The 25,579-nt window shown below is 66.6% G+C and carries 20 protein-coding genes and 1 tRNA gene; 8 read left to right on the top strand and 13 right to left on the bottom strand.

Annotation, left to right across the window (positions count from 1 at the left end):
• Nucleotides 1–741 carry an alpha/beta fold hydrolase gene (locus tag HB677_RS00180; protein ID WP_213813640.1) on the bottom strand — a complete coding sequence of 247 codons (741 nt, stop codon included), beginning with the start codon at nucleotides 739–741 and terminating at the stop codon, nucleotides 1–3.
• An 83-nt stretch (nucleotides 742–824) separates the two neighbouring features.
• On the opposite strand from HB677_RS00180, the gene HB677_RS00175 reads away from it, so the two are divergent.
• Nucleotides 825–1,745 (top strand): DUF4349 domain-containing protein, encoded by a 921-nt coding sequence (locus tag HB677_RS00175; RefSeq protein WP_213813639.1) that lies wholly within the window; start codon nucleotides 825–827, stop codon nucleotides 1,743–1,745.
• Nucleotides 1,746–1,749: 4 nt separating this feature from the next.
• On the opposite strand, the gene HB677_RS00170 is transcribed toward HB677_RS00175, so the two are convergent.
• Both HB677_RS00170 and HB677_RS18705 read right to left on the bottom strand, forming a co-directional pair.
• On the bottom strand, nucleotides 1,750–2,610 hold the full coding sequence (locus tag HB677_RS00170; protein ID WP_307852405.1) for a glycoside hydrolase family 16 protein: 861 nt from the start codon (nucleotides 2,608–2,610) through the stop codon (nucleotides 1,750–1,752).
• 167 nt (nucleotides 2,611–2,777) lie between these two features.
• Nucleotides 2,778–4,427: a cell wall metabolism sensor histidine kinase WalK gene (locus HB677_RS18705; RefSeq protein ID WP_213813637.1), complete on the bottom strand. Its 1,650-nt coding sequence runs from the start codon at nucleotides 4,425–4,427 to the stop codon at nucleotides 2,778–2,780.
• A gap of 223 nt (nucleotides 4,428–4,650) precedes the next feature.
• Here HB677_RS18705 and HB677_RS00160 point away from each other — a divergent pair, with 223 nt between their 5' ends.
• Nucleotides 4,651–5,037, top strand: coding sequence for a glyoxalase superfamily protein (locus tag HB677_RS00160; RefSeq protein WP_213813636.1), 387 nt, complete (start codon nucleotides 4,651–4,653; stop codon nucleotides 5,035–5,037).
• Between the two features lie 17 nt (nucleotides 5,038–5,054).
• Here HB677_RS00160 and HB677_RS00155 read toward each other — a convergent pair whose 3' ends face one another.
• Nucleotides 5,055–5,606, bottom strand: a complete 552-nt coding sequence (locus HB677_RS00155) for a hypothetical protein (protein ID WP_213813635.1) — start codon at nucleotides 5,604–5,606, stop codon at nucleotides 5,055–5,057.
• 110 nt (nucleotides 5,607–5,716) lie between these two features.
• Here HB677_RS00155 and HB677_RS00150 point away from each other — a divergent pair, with 110 nt between their 5' ends.
• On the top strand, nucleotides 5,717–7,123 hold the full coding sequence (locus HB677_RS00150; protein ID WP_213813634.1) for a PLP-dependent aminotransferase family protein: 1,407 nt from the start codon (nucleotides 5,717–5,719) through the stop codon (nucleotides 7,121–7,123).
• Here HB677_RS00150 and cydD read toward each other — a convergent pair.
• From cydD to HB677_RS00135, 3 genes are read right to left on the bottom strand one after another with little or no spacing between them, the layout of a single operon-like run.
• Entirely contained in the window at nucleotides 7,120–10,668 is a 3,549-nt protein-coding gene (cydD, locus tag HB677_RS00145) for a thiol reductant ABC exporter subunit CydD (RefSeq protein ID WP_255545998.1), read from the bottom strand. The two genes, HB677_RS00150 and cydD, sit on opposite strands and share 4 nt — an antisense overlap.
• On the bottom strand, nucleotides 10,665–11,696 hold the full coding sequence (gene cydB, locus HB677_RS00140) for a cytochrome d ubiquinol oxidase subunit II (protein ID WP_213813633.1): 1,032 nt from the start codon (nucleotides 11,694–11,696) through the stop codon (nucleotides 10,665–10,667). Before cydB ends, cydD begins: the two co-directional genes overlap by 4 nt.
• A gap of 19 nt (nucleotides 11,697–11,715) precedes the next feature.
• Nucleotides 11,716–13,314, bottom strand: coding sequence for a cytochrome ubiquinol oxidase subunit I (locus tag HB677_RS00135; RefSeq protein WP_213814118.1), 1,599 nt, complete (start codon nucleotides 13,312–13,314; stop codon nucleotides 11,716–11,718).
• 173 nt (nucleotides 13,315–13,487) lie between these two features.
• On the opposite strand from HB677_RS00135, the gene HB677_RS00130 reads away from it, so the two are divergent.
• The gene (locus tag HB677_RS00130) at nucleotides 13,488–13,862 is read left to right on the top strand and encodes a BlaI/MecI/CopY family transcriptional regulator (protein ID WP_213814117.1); all 375 of its coding nucleotides are present in this window, start codon (nucleotides 13,488–13,490) and stop codon (nucleotides 13,860–13,862) included.
• 46 nt (nucleotides 13,863–13,908) lie between these two features.
• Nucleotides 13,909–14,871, top strand: a complete 963-nt coding sequence (locus HB677_RS00125; RefSeq protein WP_213813632.1) for a M56 family metallopeptidase — start codon at nucleotides 13,909–13,911, stop codon at nucleotides 14,869–14,871.
• Nucleotides 14,872–14,979: 108 nt separating this feature from the next.
• Here the strand turns inward: HB677_RS00125 and HB677_RS00120 are convergent, their stop codons facing one another.
• The 6 genes from HB677_RS00120 to galU form a co-directional block, all read right to left on the bottom strand.
• Nucleotides 14,980–19,884 (bottom strand): S8 family serine peptidase, encoded by a 4,905-nt coding sequence (locus HB677_RS00120; protein ID WP_213813631.1) that lies wholly within the window; start codon nucleotides 19,882–19,884, stop codon nucleotides 14,980–14,982.
• Nucleotides 19,885–20,083: 199 nt separating this feature from the next.
• Nucleotides 20,084–21,136 carry a helix-turn-helix transcriptional regulator gene (locus HB677_RS00115; RefSeq protein ID WP_213813630.1) on the bottom strand — a complete coding sequence of 351 codons (1,053 nt, stop codon included), beginning with the start codon at nucleotides 21,134–21,136 and terminating at the stop codon, nucleotides 20,084–20,086.
• 96 nt (nucleotides 21,137–21,232) lie between these two features.
• Nucleotides 21,233–21,308: transfer RNA gene (locus tag HB677_RS00110), tRNA-Ala, on the bottom strand.
• A gap of 89 nt (nucleotides 21,309–21,397) precedes the next feature.
• On the bottom strand, nucleotides 21,398–22,312 hold the full coding sequence (locus HB677_RS00105) for a hypothetical protein (protein ID WP_213813629.1): 915 nt from the start codon (nucleotides 22,310–22,312) through the stop codon (nucleotides 21,398–21,400).
• Between the two features lie 101 nt (nucleotides 22,313–22,413).
• Nucleotides 22,414–23,076 (bottom strand): GNAT family N-acetyltransferase, encoded by a 663-nt coding sequence (locus HB677_RS00100; protein WP_213813628.1) that lies wholly within the window; start codon nucleotides 23,074–23,076, stop codon nucleotides 22,414–22,416.
• A 3-nt stretch (nucleotides 23,077–23,079) separates the two neighbouring features.
• Nucleotides 23,080–23,970, bottom strand: coding sequence for a UTP--glucose-1-phosphate uridylyltransferase GalU (gene galU / locus HB677_RS00095; protein ID WP_213813627.1), 891 nt, complete (start codon nucleotides 23,968–23,970; stop codon nucleotides 23,080–23,082).
• A 40-nt stretch (nucleotides 23,971–24,010) separates the two neighbouring features.
• Here galU and HB677_RS00090 point away from each other — a divergent pair, with 40 nt between their 5' ends.
• From HB677_RS00090 to mscL, 3 genes are all read left to right on the top strand, one after another.
• Nucleotides 24,011–24,595, top strand: coding sequence for a 5-formyltetrahydrofolate cyclo-ligase (locus HB677_RS00090; protein ID WP_213813626.1), 585 nt, complete (start codon nucleotides 24,011–24,013; stop codon nucleotides 24,593–24,595).
• 36 nt (nucleotides 24,596–24,631) lie between these two features.
• The gene (locus HB677_RS00085) at nucleotides 24,632–24,958 is read left to right on the top strand and encodes an FmdB family zinc ribbon protein (RefSeq protein WP_213813625.1); all 327 of its coding nucleotides are present in this window, start codon (nucleotides 24,632–24,634) and stop codon (nucleotides 24,956–24,958) included.
• Nucleotides 24,959–25,104: 146 nt separating this feature from the next.
• A complete protein-coding gene (gene mscL, locus HB677_RS00080) occupies nucleotides 25,105–25,551 on the top strand; it encodes a large conductance mechanosensitive channel protein MscL (protein ID WP_213814116.1) in 447 nt (148 codons plus the stop codon).
• Nucleotides 25,552–25,579 lie beyond the last annotated feature (28 nt).

Genomic DNA, 25,579 nt, shown 5'->3' with positions numbered 1-25,579 from the left:
CTACGCGATCACTTCGGCGACCGCCCGCGCCAGACGTTTTCTCACTACATGGTCCGCGGCTTCGATACGATGCATGGTTACGTGTCGCATCTGCTCGATAATCCGCATGGTTCCGGGAGTGATGAACTGGTCGAGCGCGCCGTAGACGACGTCGATCGACACCTTCACGGACGCGATGTCACTGATGGACGTCTGCGCCTCAATACAGTTCTTGAGCGACAGGATGAACGCGGTCCAGTTTCGCTCGGTGATCTCGAACACCGTGGCGATGCCCAGCAGCCTGCCGACGCGCGCGGCGTTGGCGATCGTGAATTCCTTGTTGGCGCGGATGAACTCGTACGCCTTCAGGTAGGCACCGACCTGCGACCGCGTGCGCGCGTTGCCGAGCTCCGCCGGAGCGAGGTAGACCGGCGGACTGATGAGCACTACCCGGGCGACCCGGGCGGGAAAGATCGCCGCGTAGCGCGCCGAGATCAGGCTGCCGAGCGAATGCCCCACGAGGATGAACGGTGCCTTGAGGCGCAGGGAGTCGATGGTCGCCGGGGCATCCGACTCTCCGAATCCCAGCAGGTCGATGGTGATGACGCGATAGCGGTCTACCAGCAGCGGCTCGAGGAACCGGAAGGTGACGGAGGACGACGCGATTCCGTGGATCAGGATGATGACGGGACCCTCGCCGTGATCGCCCGCGATGTGCAGGGGCTGCACGCTCCGGTGACGGAACCACTGGGCGATAGTCATCACCCGATTATCCCGTGGAGCGACGAATAAGAGGTGGGAAACGTTGTCTGGTGGCGCCGCGGATGTCTGATTACCGTGAGGTCATGAGGCGCAGATTTCTTGGTATTTCCGCGGTGGCGCTGGTCGCCGCGCTCTGTCTCGCCGGGTGCACGGCCCGCGGCGGGAGCGATTCCGCGAGCACGCAGGGCGACGGCTCACCGGTGGGCAGCTCGCAGGGCACCAGCTCGCAGGGCGACGGCCCGGTCGCCACCGAACCTGACAGCGCGGCGGACGCCAGCGCGCCCGGGTCATCCTCGTCCGTCACCTCCGCCGCCGACCGGCAGATCGTGACGACCGGCACGGTTAACCTCACGGCCACCGCCCCGACCGACGCCGCCACCCGGGCGATCGCGATCGTCGAGGACGCCGGCGGTCGCGTGGACAGCCGCTCCGAGACATCCCCCGTCGACGGCGACGCGGGCAGCGCAACCCTGACGCTGCGCATCCCGGCGGCATCGCTCACCCCAACGCTCGAGCGAATCAAGAAACTCGGCACCGTCGATTCGATAGCGATCAAGGCGGCGGATGTCACGACACAGAGCAACGACCTGAACGCGCGCATCACGGCACTGCAGGCCTCGGTAGACCGTTTGCTCGTGCTGCTGGCGAAGTCCAGCGACACCAAGGTGCTGATCGAACTCGAGACCGCCATCTCCAGTCGTCAGGGCGAACTGGACAGCCTCACCGCGCAGCGCCGGCAGCTGACCGACCAGGTCGCGATGTCCACGGTTACCCTGCTGATTGGGTCCCCCGCGGATGCCCCGGTGAAGACCCCCGATTCCTTCTGGAGTTCCGTGGTCGCCGGCCTCACCGGTTTCGCCGGGTTCTTCACCGGGGTGTTGTTCGTGCTGGGCTACCTGCTGCCATGGATTGTGCTCGCCGGGGTTATCGCGGTCGTCGTGGTGCTCGTGCTGCGACGTCGCCGCGGCGCAGGGTCATCCGCCCCCGCTTCGACGCCCCACTGACTCGCTACTTCGGCGCCCACCCGGTGCCGCGCAGCCGCACGTAGTCGACGCTCATCACCGCGGGGAACGCCGTCGACGCGGTGGGCGATCCCGGCCAATCACCCCCGACCGCGAGGTTGAGCAGCAGATAGAAGGGACGGTCGAAAACCCACGCCGTTCCGGGCGGCAGGCTCGCGCGCGTGATGGAGAAGTACTGGCGACCGTCGATGTACCAGGTGACGGAACCCGGCTGTTTATCGATCGCGTAGGTGTGCCACGCGCCGTCCCCGGTCGACGCGCTGCCGACCGTGGTGTGGCTGCTGAGCCCGTTGCCGCCGGAATATCCCGGCCCGTGCGCTGTGCCGTACACGGTGGTCGGCTCGCGCCCGATGCGCTCCATCACGTCGATCTCTCCGGTGTTGGGCCAGTCCGTGCCCGACCCCAGCATCCAGAATGCCGGCCACAGCCCTGCCCCCACGGGGATCTTGATGCGTGCCTCCGCCCGCCCATACAGCAGGCTCACCTTGCCCTCGGTCGTGAGCCGCGCGGACGTGTACGGGCAGGGCTGCCCGGTCCAGCACAGCAGTGTCGGGTCGGACGACCTGCGGGCGGTGATCTGCAGGGTGCCCCACCCGGTGCGCTTCGATGCGCTCGGCGTGTAGTACTCGAGCTCGTGGTTTCCCCACCCGCTGGTCGCCGCGTTGCCGGAGACCAGCGTCCACGCGCGACTGCTCAGCCCCGTACCCGCCGGGCCCGAGAAGGTGTCCTCCCACAGCAGCGGTTGCTTCTCGCCCCACGACTGTGCGGTGCTCTCCGCGGGCGCCGCCGTGAGCGTGATGGAAGCGGATGTCGCGACCGCCCCGGCCACGAGAATCGCTGCCAGCACGACCGCCCTCCGGGTAACCCGGCGCGGAGTGGCCCCGCCGCTGTTGGCAGTGCCGGCCGGGGTACTCCTCCGCGGATTCATCCGGACAGCCTGCCAGCCGCCCGCGGACCGGGGAAGGGGTCAGCCCAGATTACGTAGTGATGCTCACGACCTCAGTAGCGTGGTGGCTACTCGCGCGCGGCGGGCAACTGCAGCGTGAAGACCGACCCCGCACCGAGCTCGCTACTGACCCGGATGACCCCGCGATGCGCCGCGGCGTGTGCCTGGGCGAGCGACAGCCCGAGGCCGGCGCCCGGCGTCGCCGAGGTGCGCGCAGAACGCGTGCGGAAGAACCGCTCGAACACCTGGCCCTGATCCTGGTGCGCGATTCCGACGCCGGTATCCTCGACCGCGACGTACACGTTCCCGTCGTCCGCCGTGACGATGACCGTGATGTGGCCGCCCTTCGAGGTGAAACGGATCGCGTTCGATACCAGCTGGTCGACCACGTCCGTGATGCGCGCGGGGTCGACGTCGACGTGAATGGGGGCGGTCGGGCTCCAGGTCAGCCCGATCCCGGCGACGTGCAGTCGCACGGCGAACCGGTCGAGCACCTCGGTGACGATGGCGGTGATGTCGTGACGGCGGGTGATCGCCGGCAACTGCGACCCGTTCACGCTCAGCAGATCGCCGATCATCACCCGCAGCCGCTCAGCGTTCTTGCGGATGATGTCCATCTCCGACGAGATGCCGAGCTCGTCGGCCTCGATGAGTTCGGCGTACCCGATGATGTTCGTGAGCGGGGTGCGCAGCTCGTGGGAGACGGTGCCGATGAACTCATCGCGCACGCGAATTGCCTCCACGAGCTGGGTCACGTCGTGCGCCACGATCAGCGTGCTTGGTTTGGCCCCCGCCCGCAGGAGCGGACGACTCGTCGCCTGGATAGCTGCCTGGTTACCGGGCGCACCGAGCCAGTAGACGATGCCCTCGGTGGACTCTCCCCGCAGGGCCTTGGCAACGAAGCGATCCTCGAGCGGCACCGGGGTGACCCGGTCCATCGCGTACACGAGCTGCTCGCCCGGCAGCACCGGATGTTCGGACGCCAGATGGTCGTCGGTGCGGCCATCCACCGAAATGGCCTCGAGCTCGCGCGCCGTCCGGTTGCGGAGAACGATGTGTCCCGCCGAGTCGACCACGACGATGGCGGCGTCCACGGTTTCACTGATCAGCGTCAGGGCATTCTCGCGGTCCACGGCATCGTCGAGCGATCCGCGAAGCTCGGTCGAGACATCCGCCAGCTCCTCCTGAATGGTGCTGAGCCTGTCGGCCGCAACCCGAACGGACACGGTCACGAAACCCACCAGCCCGGTGAGGAGGAAGACGTTGACCCAACCGGCCGACGTCGTTGGCCAGGTGTTGTGCGCCGCGAAGGGGTACAGCGTGACAGCGAAGGCGGCGAGCACGCCGGCGGCCGCGGCGATCCAGGAGACCGAGTAGGCGAGCACCATGAGCGGAAACACGACAAGCACGATAGTGGCGGGGAAGACGTCGTAAACCACGTTCCAGAGGATCGCTACGGCGACGAGATCGAGGATCGGGATGGTGATTTTCCACGCGAGGATCGCGCGTTCCCAGAAGGAGAGACGCGCGAGCGCGGTCGTGACGACGACCAGCACGGCACCAATAATGAGGTCGCGTTCGGCGACGCGCGACGGGGTAGCGATGGCCAGCGCGACGAAGAGGACCGCAACGACGACGGCGAACGGAACCTGGGCGGCGGCGAACATGTCGGCCCGCATGACGCGGTCAAGCCTCGGGCGGGAACGCTGTGCTGCCACGGTGTCCCGCTCCATCCCTGAGTTGAATATTCTTCCGCTACCGGCTACACAGTAGCCCCAAGTGCGGGGGCGCCGCTTGGCCCTTTCGGGGGGCGTGTACCGATCTGTACAGTCCCGTCACTAAGAGGCAGTGCGGGCCGACCCGTTGAACGATGTCGGTGGTGCCGAGAAGGATGAAATGACCGCAGTTCCCGAAACAGTCCCGATTGCAAAGGAGCACCTCATGGACTGGAAAATTGAACTCGTTTCCATCCCCGTCACCGACGTCGATCGCGCGAAAACTTTCTATGTCGACCAGGTCGGATTTCACGCCGACTTCGACGAGCGGGTCAGCGACACCCTCCGTTTCGTGCAGCTGACCCCTCCCGGTTCCGCGTGCTCGATCTATCTCGGAGAGGGAGTGAGCGAGATGCAACCCGGATCCCAGAAAGGTCTTCAGATGGTGGTGGCAAGCGCGGATGACGCGCTGGCCGCCCTGACCGCAAACGGGGTACAAGCCCGGGGCGTCGTCGACCTCGAGTGGGGGCGCTTCGTCTACTTCGAGGACCCCGATGGCAACGCGTGGTCGGTGCAGGAACTGCCCGCCAGCTACACGGCCCCGCCCGAGTAGGAGCATCCGACTACCAGTCACGGGGTGTCGCTCGCCGACGGCCCGGCGAGCGACGGCGTGCTCCAGGGGGTGAGCTGTGTCGGGGTGGCGCCGTCCAGCGTGATGCTGAATTTCACGCTCGAGTGGGCAGCGGAATCGCGGAATTCGTAGGTGAGCCGCCGTCCGTCGGCGGACCAGGCGACCGACACCACATCACCCTCCCGCGGAACCCACACGTGGATGGCACGGGGAGCGGAGCCCTGTGGCACAACGATGGTCCGCACCTCGACCGGCACCTGTCCGACCACCTCCCGCGGAACGCCACCCCGGCTCGACCTCAGACAGATTCGGTTGCCGCCATCGGACGGTCGAATGTCCGCAACGTGGGCGCCGTCAGGAGACACAACGGCGACGCTGGCGGCCACGGTGGCGCGGGATGTCGCGGACGGGCTGGGCAAAGCAATGCCCGCCTCCGCGTCGGCGGAGGAACACGCGGTTGTCGCCGCCACGAGACCCGCACAGGCCAGAAGGATGAACGCGCGTTCGCGGGCGTGAATCGGCGAGTCCGCCGCGGTGAAATGAACAGACATGAGGTCGCACTTCTTTCAGCTCTGGGAGTGGGGATCGGAGCGATCCCCGAGGCCGATCCAATTGCGTGCGAGAACGCCCAACAAGCGGCCAATCTGGTTAAAGTGGTCGCGTGGTCGCACGCACGGTGGGCGTTGGACATCTGCTCGAGCTCCTGGAGGGGTGGCGGGATCAGCAGGGTGCGACCTACGCGATGCTGGCGGCGCGCATTCGGTTGCTGATAGCCGACGGCCGCATCGGTTTCGGCGCGCGTCTCCCAGCGGAGCGGGAGTTGGCCGCCCGTTTGGGGCTCAGCCGCACAACCGTCAACTCCGCGTACGCGACGTTGCGCGCCGACGGTTACCTGCTCAGCCGGCAGGGATCGGGCAGCATCGCACGGATCCCCGGTCACCAGTCCGAGGCGCCCCAACCCCGGGAAGGCGATCTGATCGACCTGAGTCGCGCGACCTCAAGCGCCGCACCGGGGGTTCACGCGGCAGCCGAGCGAGCGATCGCCCGCCTTCCGGACAGGCTCTCGGCAGACGGCTACGAGCTGGCCGGCCTGGATGACCTGCGCGTGGCACTGGCGGCGAGGTACTCAGCAGCGGGCGTGACAACGTCGGCCGACCAGATCCTCGTCACCAGCGGCGCGCAGAGCGCGCTCTCGCTCATCGCGCGGACGCTCCTCACGCGCGGCTCCAAGGTCATCGTGGAGTCCCCGAGTTACCCGCACGCGCTCGACGCGTTTCGTGTTGCCGGTGCGCGACTCCTTCCCGTCGGCGTCGACCTCGACACGGAATGGGACACCGATGCCTTCGACCAGACCATCCACGATTCCATGCCGGCAATGGCATATCTCATGCCCGACTTTCATAATCCGACGGGTATGAGCATGTCGAACGACGATCGCCGAGAATGGGTGCGGCTGGCAGAAAAGTGCGGCACCGTGCTGATCAGCGACGAGACAACCGCCGAACTGAACATCGATCGCGCGGGGACCTTCCGACCATTGGCATCGTTCGCAGCACGTCCGGACTCCGTCATCAGTGTTGGATCGGCAAGCAAGACGATGTGGGGCGGTCTGCGCGTCGGATGGATCCGCGCGGCGAAAGAGATCCTCAACCGGTTGGTTGCCGCACGATTCGCGAACGATCTCGGCGCGGCAGTCATCGATCAGCTCGTGGTGACCGAGATGCTGCCGGGGTTCGAGAAGGTGCTCGCGTACCGGCGGGACCTGCACGGGGCATCCCGTGACGCTCTGCTGACGGCCCTTGCCGAGAAGCTCCCCCGCTGGCGGGTGTCCCGCGTCGAGGGCGGGGTCGCCGCCTGGGTGTATCTGGACGCACCGGTCAGCTCGGCACTCGCCATCGCCGCGCGGTCGCGTGGCCTGCTGATCGGTGCAGGGCCCTGGTTCGGGGTGAACGGCGCATTCGAACAGTTCATCCGGATCCCCATCACCGCGACCCCGGACGTGATGTTCCGTGCTGTGGACATTCTCGCCGCGGCGTGGGCGGAGCTCGGGGTGGGACCGAGGCGTTAGCGGGAGCGGGCGCCTTCCAGCGAAGCCGTGGGGCTCGACTGCGGGCCGGTACCGGCGCTGGTGTCGGTGCCGCTGCCGGTGGCTGTGTCGGCGCGGGCGTCGGTGCCGGTGCCGCCGTCCGCGTGACCGGCGAGGGTCAGCACGGTGTCGGTGGCCCGCAGGTCGTCGGCGTGGTGGGTTACCAGCACCGTGATTTGCGAGGCGAGGCCATCGCGCAGATCGCGCATCATGTCGTGCGCAGCGTCGACGTCGAGATGGGCCGTGGGCTCGTCGAGCAGCACGACTTCCGCACGGGTCAGCAGCGTGCGGGCGACCGCGACGCGCTGACGCTGTCCACCGGAAAGCTCGTCACCCTCGGACCCCACGCGGGTGTCGAGGCCACGGGGCAGGGTGCGCACGAAGTCCGCGAGTCCCACGCGGTCGAGGGCGTCGAACATCTCCTCGTCGTCCGGAGCGTCGTCATGCGCGCGGGCGAGAAGCAGATTTGCCCGCAGCGTCGAGTCGAAGAGGTGACCCTCCTGCGGCGCCCAGGCGATGTGGCGGCGAAGGGAGGCGGGGTTGAGGTCGCCGGAATCGGCGCCGTCCACCAGGTATGCCCCGCGGGACGGGGTGAGGTGGCCGAGCAGCACCGTGAGCAGGGTCGACTTGCCCGAACCGGACGGACCGGTCACCACGAGCCAGTCGCCGGGCGTTGCGACGGCGGACAGCCCGGAGAACACGGTCTCCGGGGCATCCGGCCACCGGGCACTGATGTCGCGAAGCTCGATCCCAGTGACGCTCCCCGGCAGGTCGATGCCGGCGTCGGCCACGACGGGCGCGGCCCGGAACGGAGCGAGGCGACGCACCGCCTGCGCGAGCGCAGGCCACTGCTGCACGGCGTCGACGACGCTGAGCAGGGGTTCCATGAGGCCGAGCGGCAGGAGCACGAGCACCGCGACGGTCTCACCCGGGAGCGTTCCGGCGGCCACGGCGGGCGCGCTGACGATGAGCATGAGCACGGACGCCGCACAGCTGGCGGCAACGATCACGGCACCGCCGAGGCCGAGGGCCCAGGCGCTGCGCTTCGCATCTTTTCCGGCCGCGGCATCGAGGTCACGCACACGCTCGCGCACTGCCCCGTCGACGGCGTTGGCGCGCAGGTCACCGGCGGCGGCCAGGAGCGAGGCAAACCGGCGTGTGACTTCCGACCGGATGAGCAGCTGTCCACGGCTGGCGCGACGGTCTCCCCAGAGGGCGATCGCCGGCGCCACAACCAGACAGACGAGGAGGTACGCGACGAGCAACGCGACCGCGGGAGCGTGCAGCATCTGCGTCGCGATGATCGCCGCGACGCCGGTCAGCACACCGATGATGGGGGGAAGGATGACCCGGGGCGAGAGGTCCCGCACCTGGTCGGCCGTCACGACGAGGTAATCGAGAGCGGTTCCGCCGCGCAGCAGCTTGCGCGAGGTGGTGCCCTTCGCAGCCAGTGCACCCCACAGCCGCATGCGCAGCACTGTGACCGAGGCGAAGATCGCGTCGTGGGTGACGAGGCGTTCGGCGTAGCGCAGGGCCGAGCGGCCGACGCCGAAGAACCGCACGCCGACGATGGCAACCATGAGGTACATCATCGAGGGGTGTCCGCTGGCGCGCACGATCAGCCATCCCGACACGGCGGTGAGCGCAACGGCGAACAGCGCGGCGAGCACGCCGAGGAAGATCGCGAGCACGAACTTGCCCGACGCCGGACGAATGATCTCGAGCAGCAGACGGACGGCGCTGACGCGACGCTCACCCGCCGGATCGGTGAGGCTGGGATCGGTGAGGCTCGGATCGGTGGATGCCCCGGGCCCGGCGTTGTGTGCCGACGCGGGCGCCGCGGTCGCCGACGCCATCGACGATGTCATCGCGCGCAACGGTGATGCCGTCAGCGCGCGGGCGCGGGCCGACGGCTCTCCGAGGAAGACCGACTCCGTGGCGAGGTCGCTGACCTCAAACTCGTGGGACGCGAGCACGACCGTCACCCGTCCGCGAAGACCGGCGATCGCGGTCTCGATGACGCGGCTGCTGTCGCCATCGACATGGGCGGTGGGCTCGTCCATCAGCACGAGGGTGGCGCCGGCGTCGACGCGCAGCAACGCGCGGGCGACCGCGACGCGACGAAGCTCGCCGGGGCTCAGCTGCGCGGGGTCCTGCTCGGCCACGGGGGCGAGCGCCAGCAGGCGAAGAAGCTCATCGATGCGGGAATCCACCTGCCAGATGGACGCCTCTCCGGCGTAGAGCCGCAGTTCCTCGCGCACGGTATCCCCCACCGTGTGCGGGTGCTGCGGAACCCAGGCGACACGCGCGGGATCGATTCCGGTGACGGAGCCGGTCACGACCGCGTCATCCGTTCCGTTGCGCAGGCGGCCCGCGAGCACGGCGAGGATGGTGGACTTGCCGCTGCCGCTGGGGCCGCGTAGCGCAGTGATGGTTCCGGCGAGCACGTCGAAGGAGACGCCGTCGATCGCGGACTCGGTGCGCCCCGCGTACGCGACGGTGAGATCACGCACGTGGACGTCGGCGAGAGTTCCGGGCGCCGCGAGCGAGGTAGAAGAAGAGGTCAGGGGCTCCGGCACCGGCTCCGCCAAAACCGTCTGGGCCTTCTTGAGAGCAACGACGCCGTCCTGCGCGGCGTGGAACGCGGCACCCATGTCCCGGAACGGGGCGAAACATTCCGGAGCGAGAATCAGCACGAGCAGCCCGATTTCGAGCGGCAGCGAACCGCTGACCAGACGCACGCCGATGAAGACGGCGACGAGGGCAACCGAGATGGTCGAGATCAGCTCGAGCGCGAGCGACGACATGAACGCAGTGCGCAGGGTCGCCATCGTGCGGGTGCGGTAGTTGTCCGAGATCTTCTTGAGCGCGGCGGTTTGCTCCTCGACGCGGCCGAGACCGACCAGCACCGGGAGGCCACGCGCGAGTTCGACGAGGTGGTCAGACAGGCGTCCGAGGGCAGCGGATGCATCGGAGACACGTTCCCGCGTGTGCATACCGATCAGCGCCATGAAGACCGGGATGAGGGGGATGGTGACGACGATGACCAGCGCGCTGACCCAGTCGGCGAACAGGATGCGCACGCCGATGAGGAGAGGAATGACCGCGGCCCCGGTGATGGCGGGCAGCACGACGGTGTAGTACTTGTCGAGTTCGTCGAGTCCGCGCGTGGCGAGGGACGTCATCGCTCCGACGGAGCCGTTGCCGCCTTCCACGAGGTGATCCGCGAGGTCCTGGCGGGTCTGCTCCTTCACTCCGAGGGCCTGGCGAGCCGCGTACGCCTGCGTTGCCCAGTGGGCGACCGCGCGCAGCACCGCAGCGATCAGGCCGGTGACGAGGGCGGGCTGCCACGAGTGATCCGCTGCAATGACGCCCGTAATCCCGCGGGCGAGCGCGTCCGCGAGGAGCACGAGTGAGCCGGCCTTCAGCGCGCTGAAGAGTCCGAGCACGTACATGGTGCGCATGCCGCCGTTGCCGAGACCGGCGCTGAGGAGTGCGCTCTGCATGCGCTCGCGGGGCGACGTCATTTGGTCACGATGGCCGGGACGATGTCGTGAACGTCGGGGATGTGGTTGTCACCGACGCGCTTGCGGAAGACCCAGTAGGTCCACGACTGGTAGGCGAGGACCAGCGGAAGCGCGAAGCCTGCCACCCAGGTCATCACACCGAGTGTGTAGGAGCCACTCGCGGCGTTGAAGATCGTGAGGTCGAAGGCCGGGTCGAGCGTCGACGGCAGCACAACGGGGAACACCGAGACGAAGATCGATGCGACACCGGCGAGAAGGAAGATGGCGGTTCCGAGGAAAGCGCGTCCCTCCCGACCTGCGCGTCCGTTGATGTAACCCCACACGACGGCGATGACCGCGACGATGATGATGGCGAGCGTGACGAGCTTGCCGTTCTCCCACTGGATGTACAGCACCCAGGCGACGATCGGAAGCAGGGCGATGGGAGTCCAGCGGGTGAAGAACTTGCCGGCCTTCACGCGCACGACACCGTCGGACTTGAGGGCAAGGAACGCCGAGGCGTGCACGAGGCAGAAGCCGACGACCGCGAAGCCGCCCAGCAGTGCCGCGGGGGTGAACCAGGCGAAGGCACCGCCGACGCGGTCACCGTTGGCGTTGATCGGGAGGCCGGTGGTCGTGAGGCCGAGCATGGCACCGACGCCGAACGCGGCCACGAAGGATCCGAGGCCGAGGGCCAGATCCCATCCGCGACGCCAGCGGTCGGTGTTGCCCTTGCCGCGGTACTCGATGGCAACGGCACGGAAGATGAGGCCGAGCAGCACGAACAGCAGCGGAAGGTAGAGCGACGAGAACAGCGACGCGTACCAGTAGGGGAACGCGGCGAATGTCGCGGCACCGGCGGTGATCAGCCAGACCTCGTTGCCGTCCCAGACCGGGCCGATCGTGTTGAGCATCACGCGACGCTCCTTGTCACTGCGGCCGGTGATGAGCATGTGCATGCCAACGCCGAGGTCGAAGCCTTCGAGCAACAGGTAGCCGGACCAGAGAATCGCGATCGCGATGAACCAGATGGTGGGGAGAACGTCCACGATGTGTCCCTTGCGCTTTCTAGTAGGCGAACGACAGGACGTCGTCGCCGTGCTTCTTGTCCGGGGCAGAACCCGCGGTCGCGTGGTCCTGCGGCTCGTCGTTGTCGTGGGCGAGTTCCGGCATGGCCGAGATCACGCCGCCCCGCACGTACTTCACGAGGAGCTTCACTTCGACGACCAGCAGGGCGCCGTAGACGAGGGTGAGCGTGATGAGCGAGAAGAGCATCTCCCCCGCGCTGACGCCGGGCGAGACCGACGCCGCGGTGAACATGAACACTCCATCGACGCCGCTCGGGTTGGGGTTAGGCACAACCGAGAACGGCTGACGTCCCATCTCGGTGAAGATCCAGCCGGCCGAGATTCCCACGAAGGGCGCGAGGATGCTGAGCAGCCCGGTTCGCATCATCCACTTGGAATTCGGCACTGTGCCCTTGCGTGACAGCCAGAGCGCGACAGCGGCGGCCATGGCGGCGAGGATGCCGAAGCCAATCATGAGGCGGAAGCCCCAGTAGGTGACCTCCATGATCGGGACGTAGTTGATGGTCGTGCCGGCGCGGTCACCGTAGATCGGGTCATCCGGAATCGTCGTTCCGTACTTCGCCTGGTATTCGGGGACGAGCGTCGAGACACCTTTGACCTCCGTGGTGAAGTCGCCGTGCGCGAGGAACGACAGCAGACCGGGAATCTCGATGATGCCCGCCACGTCGTTACAGTTGCTCGATCCGAGGTCTCCGATCGACAGGACAGAGAAGCTCGTGCCGTCGGAACACGCGGCCTCCGCCGCGGCCATCTTGAGGGGCTGCTGGTCGAACAGGAGCTTGCCCTGGGCGTCACCAGTAATGGCAACACCGGCGAAGGCGACGATCGCGACCACACCACCGACGCGCAGCGAGGTGAGCCAGACGGAGTGGTCGGCCTTGTCTCGTCCGGGGACGCCGACGGCCGAACCGATGACGACGTGTCCGGTGGCGTTGACCGTGTCGATTCCGTCACGGCGGCGGCGCCACAGGTGGTACCAGGAGATGCCCATGATGAACGCGGCCCCGGCGCCGAAGGAACCGGTGAGCGTGTGGGCGAAAGCGGTGACGGCGGTGTTGTTGCCGAGGACCGCCCAGATGTCGACCATGACCGGATGTCCGTCGACGAGCTTGACGCCGACCGGGTGCTGCATCCACGAGTTGGCCACGATGATGAAGTACGCCGACGCGATGGAGCCGATGATGGCGATGTAGAGCGAGGCAAGGTGGAGTTTCTTCGGCAGCTTGTTCCAGCCGAAGATCCACAGCCCGAGGAAGGTCGACTCAAAGAAGAAGGCAAGCAGCCCCTCCATGGCCAGCGGTGCTCCGAAGACGTCACCGACGAAGCGCGAGTATTCGCTCCAGGCCATACCGAACTGGAATTCCTGCACGAGGCCGGTGGCCACGCCGAGGATGAAGTTGATGAGGTAGAGCTTGCCCCAGAACTTGGTCATCTTGAGGTAGCGGGCGTTGCCCGTGCGTACCCACATCGTCTGCATGTACGCGACGACGGGGCCAAGACCCAGTGTCAGCGGCACCAACCAGAAGTGATACACGGTTGTAATACCGAACTGCCAGCGGGCGATCTCTACCGGATCCACACTTCCACCAATGCTCATCGAACGAATTCTCAACAATTTCTACACTTGGTAGAAATCATTTCTACGTCAGTGTAGAACAATTTCTACGCTACGTAGAACGTATGGCGAATCTGAGCTAATCTGAAGGGACCTTAGTCCTCACATTCATTCGGACGAGGTCGGAAATGGGTTCGATGTTTACGCTTGGCGAGTTGGAGCGGTCCGTTATGGACCTGCTGTGGGAGTCCTCTACCCCGATGTCGGCGTACGAGCTGCAAGACGCCCTCGCGGCATCCGGAGCAGCCCCCGACACCAAGAAGCTCGCGGCCACGACGGTCCTCACGGTGCTGTCGCGCCTGGAGAAGAAGGGCTTCGTCGGCCGGGAACGCGCATCACGCCCGCACCGCTATCGCGCGGAGGGATCCCGCGAGGACCACATGGCCGAGCTCATGCACCAGGTGCTCGGAGGCGCGTCCGACCGGGTCGCCGTACTTGAGCGTTTCATTGGTCAGGCCACGCCGGGAGAGACCGATCTCCTGCGCAAGCTGCTCGACACGAGCGGTCGCTGACCCGCACCGTGTTCGCGTCGCCGCCGCTAACCGCTAGCGGCACTCCATGTTTGTAGCCTCCATGCTGCTCGCCGTGCTCGCGGGCCTCCTGGCTATCCCGGTCCCGGTTCTGCTGTCACAGATGAGCTGGCCTTCGCGCGCCCCGGCAACGGCCCTCCTGCTCTGGCAGGCCATCGCCCTCTCCGGGGGACTCTCGATGATCGGGTCCCTCGTCACCTTCGGCCTGATTCCGTTCGGCAGCAATCTCGTCGAGAGTGGATCCGCGCTCTTCGACACCGTCACCGCGGGCACCAAGGTGCCCAGCGTCGACTTCATCTACGTGGCATCCCTCTGTGCCGGGCTCTACCTCGGTCTGCACCTCGTGGCCAACCTCATCCTCACCGTTGTCACCACCGAACGCGAACGCCGCCGCCACCGCCAGCTAGTGCAGTTGCTGAGCGCGCCGGATCCAGTGCGCCCGCACACCCGGGTGATCGAGCACGCCGTCCCGGTCGCCTACTGCCTGCCGGGAACCCAGCACTCCGTCACCGTCTTTTCCGCCGGCCTCGCCGACCTCCTCAACGAGAACGAATTGCAGGCGGTGATCGAGCACGAGAAGGCCCACCTCCTGCAGCGTCACTACATGGTGCTGCTGGCCTTCGACGCGTGGCGCAGCTCGCTCCCCTGGTTCCCGATCGCCACCCGCGCGCAGCATGAGGTCGGCGGCCTCGTCGAGATGCTTGCCGACGACCGCGCCCGGCGCACGGTCGACGACCGCACCCTGGCCACCGCGATCGCGCTCGTCGCCAACGGAACCCCCGCGCCGGCGACGCCCGCCATCGCGAACTCCATGGGCACCGACCTCGCCCGCCAAGGAGCCGCCAACAAGCAGCTCACCGCCCGCGTGCGGCGTCTCGCGAACGGCGAGCCGGGCCTCACGAGTACCGCGCGCGCCGCCGCCGCGATCATCGCCGTTGCCCTCATCGCGGTGCCGACGGTGCTGCTGTTCTTGCCCGCGTTTACGGCCTAGAACGAGGTGAGCGGATGCCCCGGGGCATCCGCTCACCCAGAAGGCCCCAGCCATGTCGACTGGGGCCTTCCGTTTCACTATGGGGTTGAGGTCACTTCCCCGAGCCGGTTATCGCGGGATGCGAACCGGAGCCGAACCGCGCACCACGGAGACGTACCCGGTCTTGGTACCCGTCACGTGCACGGTGATGTTCTTGCCCCGTGCTGCCTTCGGCACCTTGTAGGCGGAATGCGTCGCGTGGGCGATCGGCTTGCCGCCCAGGTACCAACGGAAGCTGAGCTTGGTCCCCGACGTCCACTTGCCCGCCTTGGCCGTCAGCGTTGCGCCCACCTTGGCCTTGCCCGAGATCTTCGCGGCCGACGAGACGAGAGTGCCCGCGGCAACTGCCCGCGTGCTGACACTCGTCTTCGTCAGCTTCGGGTAGCCGGTCTTGGTTCCGGTCACCTGCACGATGATCTTCTTGCCACGGTCGGCAGCCGTCGGAACATAGGTGCCCTTCGTCGCACCGGCCACCGCATGACCGTTGACGAACCAGTGGTAGCTGAGCTTGGCGCCCTTCGTCCAGGTACCCGTACGGGCGGTGAGCGTGACACCGACCTTCGGAGTTCCGGCGATCATCGGCACCGTGCCGGTCAGCACCGGCTTCGGCGTCGTCGTGGGCGGCGTCGTCGGCGTGCTGGTCGGCGTCGCCGTCGGTGTCGCCGTCACAGTCGGCTCCGGTGTCGGCGTTTCCGTCGGCGGCGGCGTGGGCGTTGTCACCGGTGTGAGGTCAGCGACACTCAGCGCGGGAATGGTGAGATCTGCCGTGGCCAGGGCCACGAAGATCGGCGAGTGGATCTCGTAGTTGCTCGACGTCCACAGTCGCGTGCTCTCGCGCGTCGACATGGTGCGAGTGACAACATCACCCTTCGTCTCGACGAACGCCGTCGGAATCTCCTCGCTGAAGAAGGGTTCCGTCGTGAACATGTCGCCCTCACCCACCAGCAGGTCGAAGCCGGGCACGTATGCCGGGGGTCGGAAGTTCATCTCCAGTGTCAGTGGCCGCGCGGCGTTCTTCTCCGGCGTCGCCGACATCGTTCCCCAGTAGTCCTGGGTGATGTGCAGGTGAGCCGAGTCGGTGCGCCCGGGTGCCGCGTTGTCGAAGCTGCCGATGATCGTGTTGTAACCGTCGATGTATTCGACCCGCGTCACGCCGGTCAGATCGACCTGCTGCGTCGACTTGCCATCCTTGAAGAAGCCGTCGGCAAAGACCTGACGACCATCGAACGCGTAGTAGCGAACGGTGGACTGCACGTCAGTCTGCGCGTTGTTCTCCACCGCCACATTCACGAGGTTGGCGTTGTCTGCCGTCGGCGTGAAGGTGAGCGAACTCGGCGCGGACGACTCGGCGGTGAACGTGTCGAGCACCATGCTCGGTCCGTCAGACCCGTCCGGAAGCACGACCGTGATCAGCCCGGTGACATCACCGGCGTCGACCAGAGCTGTCGACGAATCAGCGCTCTGCACGTCGAACCCGACGACCTCGCCCAGCTTCGCCGTCTCATCGAGGTACGACTTGCCCGTTGACACCGACTCCAGGTGGAAGCGCACTGTTCCGTGACCGCGATAACTCAGCGAGATTCGCGCGTGCGCGTTCCCGTCGAACCCAATGGTCGGGAATCCGTACGCGCCCACCAGGGCAACCGGCGTCACCCGGAACGGCTCGGTCAGCGTCACAGTTCCGTTCGTCAGCGTCAGCGTGTGCGCACCAGGGGTGAGCGTGGCCGGCATTGTGATGGACCAGTCGATCGTTCCCGAGACAGGCACGAGGCCCGAGCGGATGACACTGCCGCCGTCAATCGACGCCGTGTAGGTGTCCCCGGGGGTGAGCCCGGTCGCCGTGGCCCGCAGGTCACTTGCGGCACCCACCCAGTCCGGGCCGAGCGTCAGGGCAGGATCACCCGGCAGCGCAGGCACATCTGCCCCGGCATCCACCACGACGGTGGTGGCGAGACCGGTGTCACCGAAACGAACGCGACCAAGGTAGCTTCCGCCCTTCAGGTCGGACCACTTCGCGGTCACCGTTGCGGTCTCACCGACGTGTCCGTCAACCGAGGCGGGGTCCGTGGTGAACGATCCCTCCGCGGCGTCCGGAGTCACGACATAGCTCGTCAGTGCGTAGCCCTGCTTCGTGGACTGGTCGGTGCCGGACGCGTATGCGGAGACATCGACGATGTAGGTGCCCTTCGAGACATCCGTCACGTCCAGCTTTTCGTCGGCACTGCCGGTGGCCGAAGCTCCCACGAGGCTGATCGCGCCCGTGGATGTGCGGCGGTACACCACGAGGTCGAGGTCGGCGCTGTCATCCGTCGAATCAAGCGCGAAGCGCAGGAACGTGGAGTCCGCGGGAACCTCGACCGAGTAGCGGTCGGACGCTCCCTTGACGACGGCAGAGCCTTCGACGCGCTGCCCATGGGCGAGACCCTGGGACAGGATGTCGATCGCGGCGTTGTCACCAATGCTGGCGGGGATCGCGACGGTTCCGGTGGTTCCGGAACCCGCCACCTCCTTCGGCACATCGAGCGCGACGGGCTGAACGGCGAGCGCACTGCGCACGGTGATGTCCGCGCCCTTCCAGTCGAGGTAGCCGGTCGAGAAGGCTCCAAGATCGGCGCTCTCCCTTGTGAACTTCACGGTGAACGTGGCCTTCTCACCCGCGGCACCGAAGTGCAGCGTCTTCGGCGAGACGGTGGTGGCGATTCCGGTCAGGCCCGTGACGTCGGCGGTGTAGTCACCGGCGGCAGTCGAGGTGACCGTGCGCGTCATGGTCTGCTCCCCCGCAAGGCCACCGATACCGATGGACGGAAGGTTGAGGTCCGAACCGTCGAGCGGCTCGACACCGTGCTCCTCACCGATGCCCTGCAAGTAGCGCAGCCAGTCGGGGGTGTCGTTGAGGTACACGAGTCCGGGGTGCAGGAAGGCCGTCGGAACGACCTGCCCGTTGCCCTGGGCGAACGGGTCCTGCACGGGAGCATTGGCGTCGTCGACCGTGTCCACGGCCGTCGTCATCAGCGCGGACTTGACCTCGGCTGGAGTCGCCGTGGGGTCCTGGCCCAGGTAGAGAGCCGCGAGACCCGCCACGTGAGGCGCGGCCATCGAGGTTCCCGACATGAAACCCCAGGCGGGGTCTGCGCCAGCGGCATTGGCCGTCGCGGCGAGAATGTTCACGCCCGGAGCGGCGACATCGGGCTTGATCAGGTCGGAACCATCGGCAAGCACGGGGCCGCGCGACGAGAATCCGGCGACCTGCGGGGTGGGTACCGCGTCGTGTCCGCTCGTGTTGCCCGGCTCGAGCGTGGCGGTCGCGCCAGCCTTCGTGGCGTAGGCGTGCAGGGCATCCGCGTACTGCGCATCGACGTGCACCGACGGCACGGTGTGCGCGTCGAGGTCGGTCGAATCGTGCGCGGTGTTGACGAGGATCATGCCGATACCGCCCGCACGCTTCACCTCGGCGGACTTGTCGATACGGGCACTGACACCGCGGTCACACAGCACGATCTTTCCGGTCACCTTCGCCGGATCGAGCGTTCCCGTGCCACACAGCTCCGGGTCTGCCGCGCCGGACGCGGCGACATCCTTGGCGTAGACCAGCGAACCCGTTACCCCTCCGGCAGGAACGGTGATGCTGGCTCCCAGCGCGGACGTACCGTCGCCGAGGCGCACGGTTCCCTCACTCGCGGGGATGGTCGAGGCGGCGACGGTGGTGATCCACGGTGACGCGTTGTCGAGAGTGGATGCATCGGGGCCGCTGTTACCGGCCGACGCGGAGACGAAGATTCCCGCCGACGCCGCAGCCATAAAGGCCTGATCGGTTACCGAGTTGGTGGTCTGCGCGGAGCCGCCACCGATGGAGTAGTTGATGACGTCGACGCCGTCTCCCACGGCAGCGTCGATTGCGGCGAGGAGGTCAACCGTGGCACATCCGTCGTCTTCTTCGCTTGCGGTGTCAGGACCCGACCAGCACGCCTTGTACATGGCGATCTTCGCGGCCGGTGCGACACCCGAGAGGGTCGATCCGTGCCCGACGGCCACCACGCCGGTGTTACCGGCGGCGGTGCTGGAGGTATGCGATCCGTGGCTGACGCCGTCGCGCGGGGAGACGTACTCTCCCACGGCCGGGCTGCCGATGTGATCGGCACCGAAGCCGGTCACGAAGTAGCGCGCACCGATGATCTTGGTCGAGCAGTCGTCGGCGGTGAACTGCACACCCGTGGTGCAGACACCGCTGAAGTCATTGCCGTCACTCTTGTGGAAGACGATGGCGCTGCCGTCCTTGTACGGGGCCGCACCATCGGTCGTGCCGAGCGGCTCTCCCGTGAACGAGGGGTTTTCGGGGGCGATGCCGGTGTCGATAACACCAACAACGACGCCGGCGCCCGCCTTGCTTGTGCCTCCCAGGTCTGCCCACACGCCGGTGTCACCCTCGAGTCCGAGGTAGCCGGTCGAGGTGTGCTCGTCCGTCACGTGCAGGATCTCGTTGGGAACGACCATGGCGACGCGGGGGTCCGCGGCGAGCTTTTGAGCCTGGCCGGCGGTGAGATCGGCGGCGAACCCATTGGTCGAGAGGGTGTAGCTCGCGAGAGACTTCACGTCGATCGAGGCCGCGACCTTCTTCTGCTGCGCCTTGAGGTACTTCGTGTAGTCCACGGTGCGCGCGGCATCCGGGGCGAACGTGCGTGCCCCCTGCTTAGCGGTTGCCTTCAGGCTTCCGACGCCGCCGGAGTACGACGCGGCGGGGTCATCCCGCAGGGTGACGACGTACCGGCCGTCCTTGTATCCACCGGTTGCGGAGGCGTCAGCGCCCGCCGACGCGGCTGCAGCCGAGGAGCTGGTGGACGACGGCGATGCGGCCGTCGCCGACAGTGGCGCGGCGAGGGTCGAGGTCACGAGCGCGGCGAGCGCGAGGGACGCGAGCACGAAGGCACGAGGACGATTGCCTCTCGCACCTGGGCTGAAATGCACGAAATTGGGCACGCAAAATCCTTTGGAAGAGAAACCATGAGCGAGGTCAGGAGAACGCCGTGTCACCCTTCGTGGGGGTACGAGACGGTCGCCCGCTCACCATATGGTCAATGGCGTGGCAGCAGGCGGCCAGTGTCCGGGAGAGGACGCCCACGGACACACACTTGTTTCACCGCCGAAACATAGCCGTCACATAGGAGAGCCGAAGGGTCTACACCCAACCGCGTCGCGCGGCCTCAACACCGGCCTGAAACCGATTGCTCGCGCCGAGTTCCGCCATCAGCTTCTGGCTGCGACGGCGCAACGATCGCACGGCGATACCGAGGCGCTCGGCGATGGCCTCATCGGTCAGCCCCGCACCGATGAGCGCGATGATCGCCTGCTCTTCGGGGGTGGCGGCCCGCGTCGTTGCGCGCGCGGCCGCGCGACCTGACGTCACCACCGGCTCAGCATCGGTGCCGCTCTCGGTCAAGGCCGACAGCATCTCGTCTTTCCGCGAGTTGGCGGTGAGCGGGAGCCCGCGCGCCCAGTACGTCTCGTACATATCGCTCAGCATGTCGATCATCGGTGGTGACTGCGTGACCAGCGCGTCGGCGCGCACCCCGTCGAGGCTGAGGGAGACCAGCGCGATCGACCTGTCGACGATCACGAGCTTGACCGGCAGCTGCGGAACGATCCGCGACTCCTCCCCAGATTCGCTGAGCCGCAGGGTCTCCTCCCACGCTCCCGGGCGGGTGAAACTCTCGGCCGTGTACAGCCCGCGCCAGCGCACCCCGACGCCCATGATGCCGACCTCGAGGGTCTCGAGCGGGGACGACACGTACGGCGGGCGGTCGAACATCATGATTTCGTGCGTGGCCTGGTGTTGCATCCGCACATACCAAGACGCCACCGTCGCCGCGTCACCGACGATCCATGATTCGGGGGCACCGCCCTCCTGCGAAACGGTTCGGTCGAACTGGTCGGCGAGCAGTGGAATCTGCTCCCGGATACGGCTGACCTGCTCGGCCAGCCGATCGGTGACAGCGTTGAGCGCATACCGCGGGTCCACCGGCGCGTAGGCGGCATCTTCATCGGCGCCGCGCGAGATGAGTCCCCGGTCACGCAGCAGTGCGAGGTGAGCGGATGCCTCGGCCGCGTCGATCGCGCACCGCTCGACGACATCTCCCACCTGAGTGCGGCCCCGGTGCACCACGAACAGGTAGATCTGTTCTTCGATCTCGGATAGTCCAGCGATCTGCAGCAGCGCGGAGGGAGTGACCATGTGATTACGCTAACCGAGCGGTAGTCACCTTCGCCGGGTACGCACAGCGCGGGTACGCAAAAAGCCCCGGCCAATGACCGGGGCTTTCTACAACAGTGGTGGACCCTAGGAGATTCGAACTCCTGACCTCCTCGATGCGAACGAGGCGCGCTACCAACTGCGCCAAGGGCCCGTTTACTGCGTATTCACGATATCAGTTAGTTGGAGCCTTCGCGGACACGGGAGCGTCCGCGGGCCAAACCGCCCGATCGATGTGAACGATTAGGCGCGACGGCGACGCAGTACGGCGTCGAGGTCGGTGCTGCCCACCTCGGTCGGCTCGACGATTCCCATGCGCGCGAAGCGGCTGGGCGCCGACACGATTGGGATGACCTCGGGCTCGGCGTGCGCGGCGCGCAGCGCACGATCTGCCTCGACGGCTGCAACGCGCAGCGCCTCGAGCGGGTCGGCGTCGATGACGACCTTGGGCGCCACCGGACGACCGAGGTACAGCGGCTTTGGCACTGGCACCGGCGTCCACTCGACGATGGGAGCGGCCTCCTGCACGGGTGCCTGCTCCTGCACCACGCGCGGCGCGGCGACGGTGCGGGCGGGGCGCGCAACCTGCACGGGAGCCACGACGCGCTTGCGGGACACCCGGGCGAGACGCCCCAGAGTACCGACGCTCGTGATGGCGGCGATCGTCGCGAATCCGAGAATCGCAACCGACGCGGGCACCGCACCCGTGAAAATGATGAGGGCGAGCTGCACGAGTGCGACGACCACGGCGACAAATCCGACGATGGATGTCACGGCGCGCGTCTTGCGCAGACGACGGGCAACTACGGCTGCACTTGCCGGCTTCGCGGCCATCGGCGCGGAGTTTCCGGTCAGGCGCTGGCTGGCCAGGCGTGCTGCCTGGGCGTTGCGGGAGCGAATCATGGCGTCCATACGGTGCTTTTCCTGTCGGAGTGCCTTCTCCTGGGCAGCAATGCTGCGCGCGGATGTCTCGACACGAACAGCCCCGGGAACCTCGGCGGTCTCCGCCAGAACCCGCAGCGTCTGCTGCAGGCGCACGGCGTTGCGCTCGGTTGCCAGGTACTCGCGCCGCCTGAACCAGGTGGGCATGAGGTAGATGAGCCAGAGTCCCGCGGCCGCGGCGAACATCAGACCGCTTGCTGTCGGGGTGAATTCCATGTGCCTACGTTATGAGCGCATCACACAAACACCGGGTCGGCGCGCGGTTCACCCGACAGAGAAAACGAAATATGGTGACCGCGTACCGCCAACGGCGCGAATCAGCCCCGCGACACCACGCTCAGCGGCATGGCCGCCTTGGCCCGGTCGGCGGCGGGAATCACGGCGTTCTCGGCGGGAACCTTGCCGTCAAGCCACCGGCGAAGCGTGCCCTGCGGCAGCTCGTCGGCCGTCAACGCGAAGCAGAAATGGTCGCGCCAGTCTCCATTGATGTGGATGTACCTGCGCCGCAGTCCCTCGTACCGGAACCCCAGCTTCTCGACGACCCGCAGGCTCGGGGTGTTCTCCGGGCGGATGCAGATCTCCATGCGGTGCAGGCCGACACCGAAGAAGCAGTGATCGGTCGCGAGAGCCACCGCGGTCGGAGTGATGTTCTTGCCCGCAAACCTCTCGGACACCCAGTAGCCGATGCTGGCCGAGCTGAGCGAGCCGTAGCTGATGGATGACACGTTCAGCTGTCCCGCGAACTCACCGTCGTACTCGATGGCGAAGGGCAGGCCGAGGCCAGCCCGGGCGTTGGTCTGGAGGCTGCGAATGCTCGCACGCACATCAAAGCTCAGCGGACCGTACGGGTTTGTGGCTTCCCACTTGCGCAACCAGCTGCGGTTGTCCACCAGCTCACGTTCGAGTGGCCTGGCGTCCCTCAACCGAATGGGACGGATGGTGACCGCCCCTTCGGTGAGGGACGGTATGGATTGGGCCATCCGCTAGTCCAGGTTGCCGACGAAGTCCTTGAGCCACGGACGCAGGTCGGGTCCGAGGTCATCACGGTCAACGGCCAGCTGCACGATGGCCTTGATGTAATCGAGGCGGTCGCCGGTGTCATAGCGGCGGCCACGGAAGACCACGCCGAAGACTCCCCCGGCAATGTTCTCCTCGGCGAGCGTCTGCAGCGCGTCGGTCAGCTGGATCTCTCCACCCTTGCCGGGAGCGGTGTGCTCGAGAACCTCGAACACCTCCGGCTGAAGAACGTAGCGGCCGATGATGGCGAAGTTGGAGGGCTGGGTTCCCGGGGCCGGCTTCTCGACCAGTCCGGTGATGCGCACGACGTCGTCTTCGTCGGTGGCCTCGATCGTCGCGACACCGTAGAGGTGAGCGGCGGCGGGGTCGACCTCGAGCAGGGCAACAACCGTCGCACCACGCTGGAGGTTCACGTCGATCATGCGGGACAGCAGTACGTCGCGCTCGTCGATGATGTCGTCACCGAGCAGAACCGCGAAGGGCTCGTTTCCGACGTGCATCTTGGCGCGGAGTACGGCGTGGCCGAGGCCCTTGGGGTCACCCTGGCGCACGTAGTGCATGTCGGCCAGCTCCGTCGAGAAGTTGACCTTGGCGAGCTTTTCCTTGTCGCCCTTAGCGAGAAGAGTCGCCTCGAGTTCTCCGACACGGTCGAAGTGGTTCTCGAGTGCATTTTTGTTTCGGCCGGTAATCATGAGCACATCGGTAAGGCCGGCGGTAACCGCTTCCTCGACGACGTACTGAATGGCGGGCTTGTCGACTACGGGGAGCATTTCTTTCGGCATCGCCTTTGTGGCGGGCAAAAATCGTGTCCCGAGGCCTGCAGCAGGAATGACGGCTTTCGTGATGTGCGAGCTCATAACAACAGGGTAACGGGCAACTGCTCATATGATGACTGTCATGAACGAGGACGTCGGTCACCGAAAACGAGCTCTGCGCGCTGAGCTTCGCGAACGTAGACGCAACATGACCGCTACTGAGCGAGAACAGGCCGACGCGGCGCTGTCCAACAACCTCATTTCTCTGACGCAGGATTTACGAGCTCGTTACATTGCGGCGTACCTGTCGACGCCCGATGAGCCCGGCACGCGCGAATTCCTCCGCTGGGCCAACGAGGCAGGCATCAAGATCCTGCTCCCCATCTCCCGTGCCGACGGACTCCTCGACTGGTCGCGCTACGACGCCTCCCAGGAGGAGGAAGACCACGACATTCTCGGCATGCCGACGTCGTCCGGCGAGCTCCTCAGCCCCATGGCCATCAACGATGTTGACCTCATCCTCGTGCCCGCGGCGTGCGTCGACCAGCGCGGAATGCGTATGGGTTGGGGCCGAGGATATTTCGACAAGACACTCGGATCCATGGAACGCTGCCCACCCGTCTATGCTGTGATATTCGACGGTGAGTTTCTTGACTCCGTGCCCAGCGAAGTGCATGACCAGAAGGTCAATGGCATCGTCACCCCCAGCGGCGTTACGCAGTTCTAACGCTGCACTCTATTTCGTGCCGTTTTAAGGATCTTCGTGCCCACCTACTCCTACAAGTGCGTCAATGGCCATGCGTTCGACATTCATCAGGAATTTACGGATGACTCGCTGACCGTGTGCCCCGTCTGTGGCGGCAAACTTCGCAAGGTGTTCGGGGCAGTCGGCATCAGCTTCAACGGATCCGGTTTCTACAGCACGGACTCGCGCAGCGCGGGATCGAAGACGTCGTCCGGGTCATCCACCTCGTCCTCTTCGTCGTCGTCCTCCTCCGACTCGGGTTCGTCGTCGTCGAGTTCGGACTCGAAGCCCGCGACTCCCGCCGCGCCGAGCACGCCCGCCGCGAAGACGCCGCCCGCCGCCTAACGTGGCAGGGGCGGCATCGTTACCGCGTCGCCGCACTCGTATCGCCGCGGCCACCTCGTTGTTGGTCGCGCCACCCTCACCTGCTGTACCCGCATCCGCCGCCTGACCCGCGCCCCTGCGCGCCGACCCCCTAGGAGATCCCCGTGCTGAAAGGTTTCAAGGAGTTCATCCTCCGCGGAAACGTCATCGACCTCGCCGTCGCCGTCGTGATTGGTGCCGCATTCAGTGGCATCGTGACCGCCATCGTCACCAACGTGTTCAACCCCGCCATCGGAGCGCTCTTCAACGCGAAGTCGCTGGAGAAGGCACTTCCCGTCGTCATCCCGACCACCTCGGGCGATGACGCGACCCTCTACTTCGGCGCCGTAATCGCCGCCGTGATTCAGTTCCTGCTCGTCGCAATCGTGGTGTACTTCGCCCTGGTCGTGCCGATCAACTTCATCAAGAAGCGTGCCTTCCAGAAGAAGGAAGCCGGCATCCCCGCGGTGAAAGAAGACACCCCGCCGACCGAGCTCGAGCTGCTGGCGGACATCCGCGACCTGCTCGCACTGCGCAGCGACCACGAGGGTAAGCACACCCCGCCGGCGGTGTAACCCCCTGCCCGTCGTCCGCGACTTGCGT

The organism is Glaciihabitans sp. dw_435, assembly GCF_018449675.1.
Classification (GTDB): domain Bacteria; phylum Actinomycetota; class Actinomycetes; order Actinomycetales; family Microbacteriaceae; genus Glaciihabitans.
The sequence above is the reverse complement of the archived record's forward strand: the minus strand, read 5'-3'. Positions and strand labels throughout refer to the sequence as shown.